Below are 12,252 nucleotides of genomic sequence, written 5' to 3' on the forward strand. Positions count from 1 at the left end.
CGTCAAGTGCGACGCGACGAAGGGAACGGCCGTGGGACGCACGCTGGCGGAGAAGGTCTGGGACGCGCACGTGGTGCGCCGCGCGGAGGGCGAGCCCGACCTGCTCTACATCGATCTGCACCTGGTGCACGAGGTCACCAGCCCGCAGGCCTTCGACGGGCTGCGGATCACCGGGCGCACCGTCCGGCGGCCCGACCTGACCCTCGCCACCGAGGACCACAACGTCCCCACCGTGGACACCCACCTGCCCATCGCCGACCCGGTGTCGCGGGCGCAGGTCGAGGCGCTGCGGGCCAACTGCGCCGAGTTCGGGGTGCCGCTGGCACCGATGGGCCATGAGGAGCAGGGCATCGTGCACGTGGTCGGCCCGCAGCTGGGTCTGACCCAGCCCGGCATGACGGTGGTCTGCGGCGACTCGCACACCTCGACCCACGGGGCCTTCGGCGCGCTCGCATTCGGCATCGGCACCAGCGAGGTCGAGCACGTGCTGGCCACCCAGACCCTGCCGCTGAAGCCGTTCAGGACCATGGCGATCACGGTGGACGGCGAGCTGCCCGTGGGGGTGACCGCCAAGGACCTGATCCTGGCGATCATCGCCCGGATCGGGACCGGCGGCGGCCAGGGCCACGTCCTGGAGTACCGCGGCGAGGCCATCCGGGGCCTGTCCATGGAGGGCCGGATGACGCTGTGCAACATGTCGATCGAGGCCGGTGCCCGGGCCGGCATGGTCGCGCCGGACGAGACGACCTTCGCCTACCTGGCCGGCCGCCAGCACGCCCCCCGGGGCGAGGACTGGGACGCCGCGGTGGCGTACTGGCGGACCCTCGGCACGGACCCGGACGCGCAGTTCGACCGCGAGGTCGTCATCGACGCGACCACGCTGACCCCCTTCGTCACGTGGGGCACGAACCCCGGGCAGGGGGCACCGTTGGGGTCCGCGGTCCCGTCGCCGGACGACGCGAGCGACCCGGTGGAGCGCGCCGCCATCGAGAAGGCACTGGCGTACATGGACCTCGCGCCGGGCACCCCGCTGCGCGACGTGTCCGTCGACACGGTCTTCGTCGGCTCGTGCACCAACGGCCGGATCGAGGACCTGCGGGCGGTCGCCGAGGTGCTGCGCGGCCGCCGGGTTGCCGACGGCGTACGGATGCTCGTCGTGCCCGGTTCGGTACGCGTCAAGGCGCAGGCCGAGGAGGAGGGGCTGGACCGGGTCTTCACCGCGGCCGGTGCGGAGTGGCGCGCGGCCGGCTGCTCGATGTGCCTGGCGATGAACCCGGACAAGCTGGCGCCGGGGGAGCGCAGCGCGTCCACCTCCAACCGGAACTTCGAGGGCCGGCAGGGACCGGGGGGACGCACCCACCTGGTGTCGCCGTACGTGGCCGCCGCCACGGCCGTCACCGGCCGTCTTGCCGCCCCCGCCGACCTCGACCCCGTCCCCGCCGGCGTCTGACGCCGAGAACGCAGGAGCCCGACATGGAGAAGTTCACCCGGCACACCGGTCGCGCCGTGCCGCTGCGTCACAGCAACGTCGACACCGACCAGATCATCCCGGCGGAGTACCTCAAGCGCATCACGCGCACCGGCTTCCACGACGGCCTGTTCGCCGCCTGGCGGCGCGAGCCGGACTTCGTGCTCAACCGCGAGCACCACGCGGGGGCGACGATCCTGATCGCCGGGCCCGACTTCGGGACCGGGTCCTCGCGCGAGCACGCGGTCTGGGCGCTGCAGGACTACGGCTTCGCGGTCGTGATCTCCTCGCGGTTCGCCGACATCTTCCGGGGCAACTCGGGGAAGGGCGGCCTGCTCACGGCCGAGGTCGACCAGTCCGTGGTCGAGGCGCTGTGGGACCTGGTCGAAGCCGACCCGGCGGTGCACATCACCGTGGACCTGGTCGACCGGGAGATCCGCGCCGGGGACCTCAGCGCGCCGTTCGAGGTGGACGACTACGTCCGCTGGCGGCTGCTGGAGGGCCTGGACGACATCGGGATCACGCTGCAGCACGTGGGCCTGATCGAGCAGTACGAGTCCGAGCGGCCCGCGTTCATGCCGACGACCGCGTCGCTCGGGGGCCGGTGACGGGTCCGTGGCGCCGTCCGAACGTCCTGGCGGGGGAGCGCCGTCCGGTGGCCGCGGAAACCCCGACCCGGATGGCGACCACGGTGACTCGGGCTGGACAGAGCCGGAAGTCGTTGCCGCGGAACTACTTCGGGTCGTCACCGCACTGATCGCGACGCCCGGGCTCGCCCGTGACCAGGTGCTGCGCTGGAGCCGCAGTGCCGCCAGGGCGGCCGAGCGGGCCAAGCAGTCGGCGGACTCGGCGGTGCCCCGCCTGCGCGATCTGGAGCGCGAGATCCGATCGGCTCTGGACAGCCGAAGGCGTTGAAGCGCAACATCTCCCCCGGCGTGGCGCCCCGCGTCACCCGGGTGCGGCGGCTAGCGTGCCCTCGAGTCGGCCGTCCGGCCGACCTGACCCTCCGGAGGGGTAGGCAGTGAACAAGGCGGACCTGATCGACGCGTTGTCCGCGCGTCTGGAGATCAGCAAGAAGGAGGCCTCGGAGGCGGTCGAGCACATCATCGACCTCATCAAGGCCGAGGTGAAGAAGCCCGGCGGCAAGGTCGCCATCAGCGGTTTCGGTGTCTTCGAGGCGGCCTCCCGGGCCGCTCGCACCGGCCGGAACCCGCGCACCGGCGAGGTCGTGAAGATCCGCGCGACCCGCCTGCCGAAGTTCCGCCCGGGTGCGGAGTTCAAGGCCATGGTGTCCGGCGCCCGCAAGGCGACGGCGAAGGCCACGGCTCCGGCGAAGGCGGCGGCCAAGAAGGCCGCGGCCCCGGCCAAGGCGGCGGCCAAGAAGGCCGCGGCTCCGGCCAAGAAGGCCGCGCCGGCGAAGAAGGCGGCTCCGGCCAAGAAGGCCGCGCCGGCGAAGAAGGCGGCTCCGGCCAAGAAGGCCGCGCCGGCGAAGAAGGCGGCTCCGGCCAAGAAGGCCCCGGCCGCCAAGAAGGCCCCGGCGAAGAAGGCCCCGGCCAAGCGCACCGCGGCGAAGCGCTGACGCGGTTCGACGCACCACACGGAGCAGGGCCCGCCCCCTCGGGGCGGGCCCTGCTCCGTGTCGGTATCAGGCCTCCGCGGCCTCGGCGCCGGGCAGTCGTAGCGCCGTGACGGTGAGCCGGTCCGCGTCCAGCTCCACCTCGAGACGCTGACCCGGTCGCAGCAGCCGCAGGCCGGACGCCGCGAACGCCTCGGTCGCGAACGGCAGGCTCCGGCCGTCGTCCAGCACGACCCGGCCCGACCCCGTGTCCGGCCGGAAGTCCTGGCAGGTCGCACCGGTCGTCATCGGCCGCAGTCCCGGTCGCGAGCCGGCTCCGCCGCAGTTGCGGCAGCGGCCAGCACCGTTGCGGTCGCGGTGCCGACGCCGAGCCGAGCCGCGTCCCACAGGTCCACCTCGGTGTCGACGTCGCGGCGCAGCCCGCTGATCCCGCGTAGCGCGAGCTCCCGGGCCCCGCCCGCCGCGTGGGCGGCCCGGGATCGCGCGCCGAACCGCGGCTCCAGCGCGACTCCGGGCGGCGCGCAGAGCAGCGTGGTGCCGGTCCCGGCCACGTCGCTGACGAAGCAGCGCACGCCCGCCGCTCCCGCTGCTGACAGGGCCAGGGCCAGCTGGCCGGGCGTCAGCGCCGGCAGGTCCGCCGACACCGCCGCCACGCCGGTCGCCGGGTCTGCCAACGACGCCCCGTACGCCAGAGCGGGGTTCAGGCCCGCATCGGGGCGGTCGGGGACGACGTGCGCCCCGTCGTCCGCGAGTGTCCGGGCGGCCCTCCGGTCGTCGGTCACCGCGATCACCTGCGTCACGAGGGGGCAGGCGCGCGCGGCCGCGACCACGTCCCGGGCGAAGGCCAGCGCGAGCGCGACGCGCTCGTCGGAGGTCCGGGTCGACAGCCGGGTCTTGGCCCGGTCCAGCCGCTTCACCGGGACGACCACCGTCCAGCGCAGGTCGTCCCGGACCTCCCGATCGCCCACATGCGCCATCCAACCACCGGCCCGCGGAACGGCCTGGGATGATCGTGGCTCGCCCGCTCGGGGCGAGGGCACGCCGGGACCGGTCCCGGCACGAGGAGGGTGGCGGTGGCGCGTCGGCGACGCGGCTTCTGGTACGCCTTCGCGGAGGGCGTGCTGCGTCCGCCGATGGCCGTGCTGACCCGGCGGGACTGGGAGGGCACCGAGAACCTCGAGCAGGACGGCGGCGGGATCATCGTCGCGGCCAACCACTTGTCCTGGTTCGACCCGATCGTCATCGCGCACGTGCTCAACAACAACGACCGCCCGCCGCGGTTCCTGGCCAAGGAGGCGGTGTTCCGCATCCCGGTGGCGGGGGCCATCATCGGCGGTGCCGGGCAGATCCCGGTCTACCGGGAGAGCCGGGACGCGGCCCGGGCGGTGCGGGCGGCGGTCGACGCCGTGAAGGCCGGCGAGTGCGTCGTCGTCTACCCCGAGGGCACGATCACCCGCGACCCGGACCTGTGGCCGATGAGCGGCAAGACCGGGGCCGCGCGCATCGCGCTGATGTCGGGCCGTCCGGTGATCCCCCTGGCCCACTGGGGCGCCCAGGACGTGATGGGTCCGTACCAGAAGGAGTTCAAGGCACTGCCGCGCAAGACCATGCGGGTCAAGGTCGGTCCGCCGGTGGACCTGTCCGACCTCGAGGGCAGGTCCCTCGTCGCGGAGACGCTCCGGATCGCCACCGACCGCATCCTGGACGCCATCACCGGCCTGCTCGCCGACATCCGCGGCGAGCAGCCGCCCGAGGTGCGGTTCAAGTACCGGGGGAAGGACGGCGCCGACTCGAACGGCGCCGGCGACGACCCGAAGAACACAGACCGCGACAGCGGGAGGGACTCATGACGCGTGTGGCCGTGATGGGCAGCGGATCCTGGGGGACCGCGTTCGGCATGATCCTGTCCGACGCCGGCGGGGACGTCGCCATGTGGGCGCGCGAGGCATCGGTCGCCCGGTCGATCGACGAGGACCACGTCAACGAGCGCTACCACCCGGGCATCCCTCTGCCGCCGGCGATGCACGCCACGACCGACCCGGCTGCGGCCCTCGAGGGCGCCGAGATCGTCGTGCTCGCCGTACCCGCGCAGTCGCTGCGGGAGAACCTGGCCGCCTGGCTCCCCGCGATCGCGCCGGACAGCATCCTCGTCAGCCTGATGAAGGGCATCGAGCTCGGGACGACCCGGCGGATGAGCGAGGTGATCGCCGAGGTCGCGCACGCGGACACCTCGCGGGTCGCCGTCGTCTCGGGGCCGAACCTGGCCCGCGAGATCGCCGAGCGCCAACCGGCGGCCACCACGGTCGCCTGCGCCGACGAGGGCAGCGCCCGGCGGCTGCAGGACGCCTGCACGACCGCGTACTTCCGGCCCTACTTCACCACCGACGTCGTGGGAGCCGAGATCGGCGGATCCGTCAAGAACGTCATCGCGCTCGCCAACGGGATGGCGGTGGGCCTCGGCTTCGGGGAGAACGCCCAGGCCTCGCTGATCACCCGCGGGCTGGCCGAGATGACCCGGCTCGGGGTCGCACTCGGCGCCAATCCGCTGACGTTCCTCGGGCTGGCCGGCATCGGGGACCTGATCGCGACCTGCCAGTCGCCGCTGTCCCGCAACCGCACCTTCGGGGAGAACCTCGGCAAGGGACTGACGGTGGACGAGACGATCGCCGTCACCAAGCAGACCTGCGAGGGCGTGAAGAGCTGCCAGCCGATCCTCGACCTCGCCACGGCCCACGGCGTGGAGATGCCGATCACCGAGCAGGTGGTCCAGGTGGTGCACCACGGCATGGCGCCCCGGGAGATGCTGGCGGCCTTCATGTCCCGGGAGACCCGGGCCGAGCAGGGTCAGACCGGGTTCTGACCCTGCGGCACCGCCGCGAGCGCCCGGTCGAGGTCGTCCCACAGGTCCTCGACGTCCTCCACGCCGACCGACAGGCGCAGCAGCGTCTCGGGCACCCCCGACCGTTCGGCCGGCCAGCGCCGGCGCCGCTCGACCAGCGACTCCACCCCGCCGAGGCTGGTGGCGTGGGTCCACACCCGCACCGCCGCGCACACGCGCTCCGCGTCCGACGCGTGGCCGGCGGTCTCGACCGCCAGCACCGCGCCGAACCCCGCCATCTGGCGGGCGGCCACCGCGTGACCCGGGTCGTCCGGCAGCCCCGGGTAGCGCACCCGGGTGACGGCCGGGTGCTCACGCAGCCGGTCGGCGAGCACCGCCGCGCTGGCCTCGCCCCGGCGCAGCCGCAGCGGCAGCGTGCGCATGCCGCGCAGGGCCAGGAAGCACTCCAGGGCCCCTGGCACCGCGCCGAGGAGTACCCGTCGCTCCCGCACCGCCTCGGCGCCCCCCTCGTCGCGGACCACCAGCGCGCCCATGAGCAGGTCGGAGTGGCCCGCGAGGAACTTGGTCACGCTGTGCATCACCACGTCGGCACCGAGGTCCAGGGGCCGTTGGTTCAGCGGAGTGGCAAAGGTGTTGTCGCACAGCACCCGCGCGCCGGCGGCGTGCGCAGCCTCGGCGCACGCGGCGATGTCGGCGACCTCGAGCATCGGGTTCGTGGGCGACTCCAGCCACAGCAGCTCGGCACCGTCACACGCCGCGGCCACCTCGTCGGTCCGTTGCACGTCCACCGTCCTCAGCCGCAGCCGGCCCGCCGCCGCGAGCTCCTCCAGCCGGACGGCCGTTCCGGTGTAGGTGTGCCTCGGCGCCACCACCAATGCGCCGACCGGCAGCGGGTCGAGTGCGGCGTTGACGGCGGCCATCCCGGAGCCGAACGTCACCGCGTAGCCGCCCTCGAGCAGTCCCAGCGCGTCCTCCACCGCGAGCATGGACTCGGTGCCGTCCCGGGCGTACCCCAGCGGCCCGCCGGCGTGGAACGTCGACGACAGCACGACCGGTGGGTTGACCGGTGCCCCGGGCGTCGGTGCGGGGCGGCCGGCCTGGACCAGCCGGGTCTCGATCGCCAGCGGCCGGGCGGGGACGTCGTCGGACGGCGTGGCTGCGGGGTCACTCACGAGCCGCGACCCTAGCCGCCGCACGACCGCCCCGGGCGGCTGCGGGCACCCGGCCGATAGGGTCCACGCGTGTCCGAGTCGCCCCGCCGCACCCGGGTCGCGGTGGTCTTCGGCGGCCGCTCCAGCGAGCACGCGATCTCCTGCGTCAGCGCGGGCAGCATCCTGCGGTCCCTGGACCGCGACCGGTTCGAGGTCGTCCCCATCGGCATCACCCCCGACGGCCGCTGGGTGCTCGAGCGCGACGACCCGGACCGGCTGGTCATCACCGACGGCCGGCTGCCGGCGGTGGGCGAGGACCGGCACGAGGTGGTCCTGCACGCCGATCCCGGCCGCGGGCTGGAGGTGCGGCCCGCCGCGGACGTCCCTGGCGAGCTGACCACGGTCGACGTCGTGTTCCCGGTGCTGCACGGCCCGTGGGGCGAGGACGGCACCGTCCAGGGCCTGCTGGAGATGGCCGGGGTCCCGTACGTCGGCTCGGGGGTGTACGCCTCCGCCGCCGCGATGGACAAGGGCCACATGAAGGCGGCCTTCCGGGCCGCCGGGCTGCCGGTGGGCCCGTACGCGGTGGTCACCGACCGGGAGTGGCGGGACGACCGCGACGGTGCCCTGGCGCGGATCGCGGACCTCGGGCTGCCGGTGTTCGTGAAGCCCGCGCGCGCCGGGTCCAGTCTGGGGATCACCAAGGTGCACCGGGCGGAGCGGGTCGCCGCCGCCGTGGAGGAGGCCCGCCGGCACGACCCCCGCGTCGTCGTGGAGGCGTCGCTGGAGGGGGTGCGGGAGATCGAGTGCGGCGTGCTGGCCGACGCCGACGGGCTGCCGGCCGCGAGCGTGTGTGCGGAGATCCGGGTGCGCGAGGGGCACGAGTTCTACGACTTCGCGGCCAAGTACCTCGACGACAGCGCCGACCTCATCGTCCCCGCGGACCTGCCGGAGCCGGTGTCGGACGAGGTCCGCGCGCTGGCCGTGCGGGCGTTCGACGCGCTGTCCTGCGAGGGGCTGGCCCGGGTGGACTTCTTCGTGGCCGCCGACGGCGGCGTCGTCCTCAACGAGGTCAACACGATGCCGGGGTTCACGTCCATCTCGATGTTCCCGCGGATGTGGCAGGCCACGGGGCTGACCTACCCGCAGTTGCTCGAACGGCTCATCGAGGACGCGCTGCGCCGGGGGACCGGGCTGCGCTGAGGTGACCCCTGCGCGGTCAGGGAGTCTGCAGCGGCACGGTCGCGGTGATCGCGGGCGCGAGGTCGACCAGCGGGTTGACCTCGGGGGAGTAGGCGTCCGGCACCGTGACCTCCACCGTGGCCACCCGCCCGACGGTGGAGAACCGGTAGCCGGCGCTGAGCTCCTCGGCCAGCCAGTCCACCCCCTCGATGCTGAGCAGCTCCGACGTCGGCTCCAGGGCGGAGGGGACGGGCACGCCGCAGCGCAGCACGAGCGGCGGGTCGGCCCAGGCCCAGGCCAGGTCGCTGTCGGGCTCGGTCGGGCGCCGCTTCTGGCCCTCCAGCAGCCACGGCAGCCGGGGCCCGAGGGCTGCGCACGCGGCGGCCGCCTCCCCGGTGGGGGACGGGCTCGGCGGGGGGACCGCGACGGGGGACGAGCAGCCGGCCAGCAGCGCCGCCACCAGCAGGCCGGCGGCCAGGGGCGGGAGCGGTCGGGTCAGAGGTGGACCACCGGGCACGTGAGGGTGCGGGTGATGCCCTCGACGCCCTGGATCCGGGCCACCACGAGCTTGCCGAGCTCGTCGACGGTCTGGGCCTCCGCGCGCACGATCACGTCATACGGACCGGTGACGTCCTCGGCCAGCGTGACCCCCTTGATCCCGGCGATCTCGCTGGCGACCGAGGCGGCCTTGCCCACCTCGGTCTGGATCAGGATGTATGCCTGGACGACCACGGACGTTCCTCTCTCGCGAGGCGAAACCGTGGGCGGCTGCGCCTGCCGGGAGACTACCGGGGTGGGCGCGGCCCGGTGATCGGGATCCCCGGTTCCGGCGGCGGCGCCGGGCGGACGGACGAGCGGACGGACGAGCGGAGGCGGCACGGTGGCGGCACAGGGGCAGACGCTGGGGGAGCTCGGCGAGTTCGGGCTGGTCGATCGGTTGGTCGCGGGGACCCCGGTGGGGGCGGGCGTGCTGCTCGGGCCCGGGGACGATGCCGCGGTGGTGGCGGCACCCGACGGCCGCGTGGTGGCCACGACCGACATGCTGGTGGAGGGCCGGCACTTCCGGCGGGACTGGTCGGACCCGGGCGAGATCGGGCGCAAGGCCGCCGCGCAGAACCTCGCCGACGTCGCGGCCATGGGCGCCCGACCCACGGCGTTGCTGGTGTCGCTGGGCGCACCGCCCGACCTGCCTGCGGACTGGGCGCTGGCGCTCGCGGACGGCCTGCGGGCCGAGGCGGCGGTCGTGGGGGCGTCGCTGGTGGGGGGCGACCTGGTCCGCAGCGACGCGGTCGTGGTCGCGGTCACCGCGCTGGGCGACCTCGAGGGCCGCGCCCCGGTCACGAGGGCCGGGGCGCGCGTCGGCGACGTGGTCGCCGTCGCCGGTCGGCTGGGCTGGGCGGCGGCCGGGCTGGCGGTGCTGTCGCGGGGGTTCCGGTCCCCCCGGGTGCTGGTGGAGGCGCACCGGGTCCCGGTGCCGCCGTACGCCGCCGGGCCCGCCGCGGCGCTGGCCGGCGCCACCGCGATGATCGACCTCAGCGACGGGCTGCTGGCCGACGCCGGGCACCTGGCCCGGGCATCGCAGGTGGCCGTGGACGTCCGGGCCGGCGACCTGGTGGTGGACGATCCGGTGGCTCAGGCGGCCGCGGCGTTCTCCGCCGACCCGCTGGTGTGGGTGCTGTCCGGTGGCGAGGACCACGCGCTGCTGGCCACGTTCCCGCCGGATGCCGTCCTGCCCGAGGCGTTCCGGCCGGTGGGCGTGGTGTGCGAGGGGGAGGCCGGCGCCGTGACCGTCGACGGCCGGGCCTGGGAGGGTCCGACCGGCCACGACCACTTCCGCTGACCCTCACCTCGCTGGTGGAACGTTCGACCAGTCCCGGCGCGCCCCTACGCGGCCGTACGTTCCACCGGCGGGGGCGGGTGGGGCGGGACGTGCGACGGCCCCGGTCCCCCTGGTGCGGGGGAGCCGGGGCCGTCGGAGTCGTCGGGCTGGTGCCTCAGGCGCGGGCCACCTTGCCGGCCTTCAGGCACGACGCGCACACGTTCATCCGGGTGGGGGCGCCGCCCACGACGGCGCGCACCTTCTGGATGTTGGGGTTCCAGCGCCGCTTCGTGCGCCGGTGGCTGTGCGAGATGCTGTGCCCGAAGCCGGGACCCTTGCCGCAGACGTCGCAGGTGGCAGCCACGGTGAACACTCCAACGATGAGGGGGTCGACTCACGCGCCCGCACGGGCGCGGCCCGGACGGCCGGGCAACCCGCACAGGGTAGCCGAGTCGTGCGGGCGCCCCCAAATCGCGGCCGCTACCGTGACGACCGTCACCCGGCCGGGCGACGAGCGGCGGAGGGAGCGGGTGTGCGACGGGTCGTCGACGCCGACACGGTACGCGCCTGGGCACACACCTGCCTGAGCGCGCTCGGGGACGCGCGGGCCGAGATCGACGCGCTCAACGTCTTCCCCGTCCCCGACGGGGACACCGGGACCAACCTGTTCCTCACCATGGAGGCCGCGTGCGCGGCCGTGGACGAGGCGTACGCGCAGTCCGGCGGCGACCCCGACGCCCTGGTCGACGTCGAGGCGGACGCGGCGGACCCGCCGTCGGACGGCGTGCAGCTGCACGCGGTGGCCCGGGCGCTGTCCACCGGAGCCCTGCTCGGGGCCCGCGGCAACTCCGGCGTCATCCTCAGCCAGATCCTGCGCGGCACCGGCGAGATCCTGGCGGAGACCCCGGACGGCGTGCGCTTCGGCGGCGACCTGGTGCGCCAGGTGCTGCGCCGGTCCGCGGACCTCGCCTACCAGGCGGTGGCCAAGCCGGTCGAGGGCACCATGCTCACGGTGGCGCGCGCCGCCGCCGAGGCGGCAGAGGCCGTGGCGGGCGACGACCTGGTCGCCGTCGTCACCGCGGCGGCGGAGGGTGCGCGGGAGGCGCTGGAACGCACCCCGATGCAGCTGGAGGCCCTGCGGCGGGCCGGCGTGGTCGACTCCGGTGGCCGCGGCGTCGTCGTGCTCTACGACACCCTGCTCGACGTCGTCACCGGGGTGCACCGCTCGTCCGCGCCGGTGCACCTGCCCAACCCCCACCCGGTCGACGCCGGGGCCCCCGCGCACTATGCGGGACCGGCCTACGAGGTCATGTACCTGCTGGACGCCGACGATGCCGGGGTGCCCGCGCTCAAGGACCGCCTGGCCGGCCTCGGCGACTCACTGGTGGTCGTCGGTGGCGACGGGCTGTGGAACGTGCACGTCCACGTCGACGACGCGGGAGCGGCGGTGGAGGCCGCGCTGGACGCGGGGCGCCCGTACCGCATCCGGATCACGCACCTGGAGACCGCGGACGTCCTGCGCGAGAGCGGCCGCGGCCAGCGGTCGCAGCGCGCGCTGGTCGTGGTGGCCCACGGGCCGGGGATCGCGGCACTGCTGGAGTCCGACGGCGCGACGATCGTGCCCGCGGCACCGCGCAAGCGGCCGTCGACCGGCGAGATCCTCGAGGCGATCCTGCGTGCATCGGCCGGCGAGGTCATCGTGCTCCCCAGCGACGGCGACGTGCGCGCGGTCGCGGAGGCCGCCGCCGAGGAGGCGCGCTCCTCGGGAGTCCGGGTGGCGGTCATCCCGACCCGATCGGTCGTCCAGTCGCTGGCCGCCGTCGCGGTGCACGAGCCGGGGGCCCGCTTCGACGACGACGTCGTGGCGATGACCCGGGCCGCCGGCGCCACCCACTACGGCGCCGTGACCGTCGCGTCCCGGGAGGCCGTGACGACGGCCGGCGTCTGCCAACCCGGCGACGTGCTCGGGCTCGCCGACGGCGACATCGTGGAGATCGGCCAGGCACCGGGCGACGTGGCGGCGGCGATCCTGGACCGGCTGCTGTCGGCCGGTGGGGAGCTGGCGACCGTCGTCACCGGCCTGGATGCCGAACCCGCGCTCGTGGACGGCGTGCTGGAGCACCTGCGGCGCCGGCACCCCACCGTCGAACCGGTCGTCTACGACGGCGGCCAGCCGCTGTGGCCGCTGATCGTCGGAGTGGAGTGAGACGCTGGCGC

Annotated in this window: 14 protein-coding genes; 8 read left to right on the forward strand and 6 right to left on the reverse strand. The window is 74.8% G+C overall.

Annotation, left to right across the window (positions count from 1 at the left end; all coding sequences use genetic code 11):
• Nucleotides 1-31: 31 nt before the first annotated feature.
• The 3 genes from leuC to R2737_08155 all read left to right on the forward strand — a co-directional run bounded on the left by leuC (nt 32) and on the right by R2737_08155 (nt 3,047).
• On the forward strand, nt 32-1,450 hold the full coding sequence (gene leuC / locus R2737_08145) for a 3-isopropylmalate dehydratase large subunit (protein ID MEZ5116223.1): 1,419 nt from the start codon (nt 32-34) through the stop codon (nt 1,448-1,450).
• A 23-nt stretch (nt 1,451-1,473) separates the two neighbouring features.
• Nucleotides 1,474-2,076 (forward strand): 3-isopropylmalate dehydratase small subunit, encoded by a 603-nt coding sequence (gene leuD / locus R2737_08150; GenBank protein ID MEZ5116224.1) that lies wholly within the window; start codon nt 1,474-1,476, stop codon nt 2,074-2,076.
• A gap of 413 nt (nt 2,077-2,489) precedes the next feature.
• The gene (locus tag R2737_08155; GenBank protein MEZ5116225.1) at nt 2,490-3,047 is read left to right on the forward strand and encodes an HU family DNA-binding protein; all 558 of its coding nucleotides are present in this window, start codon (nt 2,490-2,492) and stop codon (nt 3,045-3,047) included.
• 66 nt (nt 3,048-3,113) lie between these two features.
• Here R2737_08155 and R2737_08160 read toward each other — a convergent pair whose 3' ends face one another.
• Together R2737_08160 and cofC are read right to left on the reverse strand one after the other, a co-directional pair.
• Nucleotides 3,114-3,332 (reverse strand): hypothetical protein, encoded by a 219-nt coding sequence (locus tag R2737_08160; protein MEZ5116226.1) that lies wholly within the window; start codon nt 3,330-3,332, stop codon nt 3,114-3,116.
• Complete coding sequence (cofC, locus tag R2737_08165) at nt 3,329-4,012, reverse strand: 2-phospho-L-lactate guanylyltransferase (protein ID MEZ5116227.1); 684 nt, start codon at nt 4,010-4,012, stop codon at nt 3,329-3,331. The genes R2737_08160 and cofC overlap by 4 nt, the downstream gene beginning before the upstream one ends.
• A 105-nt stretch (nt 4,013-4,117) precedes the next feature.
• Here cofC and R2737_08170 point away from each other — a divergent pair, with 105 nt between their 5' ends.
• Nucleotides 4,118-4,894, forward strand: coding sequence for a lysophospholipid acyltransferase family protein (locus tag R2737_08170; protein MEZ5116228.1), 777 nt, complete (start codon nt 4,118-4,120; stop codon nt 4,892-4,894).
• Nucleotides 4,891-5,904, forward strand: coding sequence for an NAD(P)H-dependent glycerol-3-phosphate dehydrogenase (locus tag R2737_08175; GenBank protein ID MEZ5116229.1), 1,014 nt, complete (start codon nt 4,891-4,893; stop codon nt 5,902-5,904). Before R2737_08170 ends, R2737_08175 begins: the two co-directional genes overlap by 4 nt.
• Here the strand turns inward: R2737_08175 and R2737_08180 are convergent.
• On the reverse strand, nt 5,889-7,055 hold the full coding sequence (locus R2737_08180; GenBank protein ID MEZ5116230.1) for a PLP-dependent transferase: 1,167 nt from the start codon (nt 7,053-7,055) through the stop codon (nt 5,889-5,891). The two genes, R2737_08175 and R2737_08180, sit on opposite strands and share 16 nt — an antisense overlap.
• 69 nt (nt 7,056-7,124) lie before the next feature.
• Here R2737_08180 and R2737_08185 point away from each other — a divergent pair, with 69 nt between their 5' ends.
• Nucleotides 7,125-8,237, forward strand: a complete 1,113-nt coding sequence (locus R2737_08185) for a D-alanine--D-alanine ligase family protein (GenBank protein MEZ5116231.1) — start codon at nt 7,125-7,127, stop codon at nt 8,235-8,237.
• A gap of 16 nt (nt 8,238-8,253) precedes the next feature.
• On the opposite strand, the gene R2737_08190 is transcribed toward R2737_08185, so the two are convergent.
• Nucleotides 8,254-8,733, reverse strand: a complete 480-nt coding sequence (locus tag R2737_08190; protein MEZ5116232.1) for a DUF3515 family protein — start codon at nt 8,731-8,733, stop codon at nt 8,254-8,256.
• Nucleotides 8,712-8,948 carry an Lrp/AsnC ligand binding domain-containing protein gene (locus tag R2737_08195; protein MEZ5116233.1) on the reverse strand — a complete coding sequence of 79 codons (237 nt, stop codon included), beginning with the start codon at nt 8,946-8,948 and terminating at the stop codon, nt 8,712-8,714. The genes R2737_08190 and R2737_08195 overlap by 22 nt, the downstream gene beginning before the upstream one ends.
• A gap of 148 nt (nt 8,949-9,096) precedes the next feature.
• Between R2737_08195 and R2737_08200 the strand changes: the two genes are divergently transcribed.
• Nucleotides 9,097-10,056 carry a thiamine-phosphate kinase gene (locus tag R2737_08200; protein MEZ5116234.1) on the forward strand — a complete coding sequence of 320 codons (960 nt, stop codon included), beginning with the start codon at nt 9,097-9,099 and terminating at the stop codon, nt 10,054-10,056.
• A gap of 154 nt (nt 10,057-10,210) precedes the next feature.
• Here the strand turns inward: R2737_08200 and rpmB are convergent, their stop codons facing one another.
• Entirely contained in the window at nt 10,211-10,399 is a 189-nt protein-coding gene (gene rpmB / locus R2737_08205) for a 50S ribosomal protein L28 (GenBank protein MEZ5116235.1), read from the reverse strand.
• Nucleotides 10,400-10,567: 168 nt separating this feature from the next.
• Between rpmB and R2737_08210 the strand changes: the two genes are divergently transcribed.
• Nucleotides 10,568-12,241 carry a DAK2 domain-containing protein gene (locus R2737_08210; GenBank protein MEZ5116236.1) on the forward strand — a complete coding sequence of 558 codons (1,674 nt, stop codon included), beginning with the start codon at nt 10,568-10,570 and terminating at the stop codon, nt 12,239-12,241.
• Nucleotides 12,242-12,252: the final 11 nt, after the last annotated feature.

Source organism: Candidatus Nanopelagicales bacterium (assembly GCA_041393815.1).
GTDB lineage: Bacteria > Actinomycetota > Actinomycetes > S36-B12 > JAWKJK01 > JAWKJK01.

Excerpts from the sequence above, each read along its gene's own strand:
- leuD (MEZ5116224.1), top strand. The coding sequence starts at position 1,474 with ATGGAGAAGTTCACCCGGCACACCGGTCGCGCCGTGCCGCTGCGTCAC.
- R2737_08160 (MEZ5116226.1), bottom strand. The coding sequence starts at position 3,332 with ATGACGACCGGTGCGACCTGCCAGGACTTCCGGCCGGACACGGGGTCG.
- R2737_08175 (MEZ5116229.1), top strand. The coding sequence starts at position 4,891 with ATGACGCGTGTGGCCGTGATGGGCAGCGGATCCTGGGGGACCGCGTTC.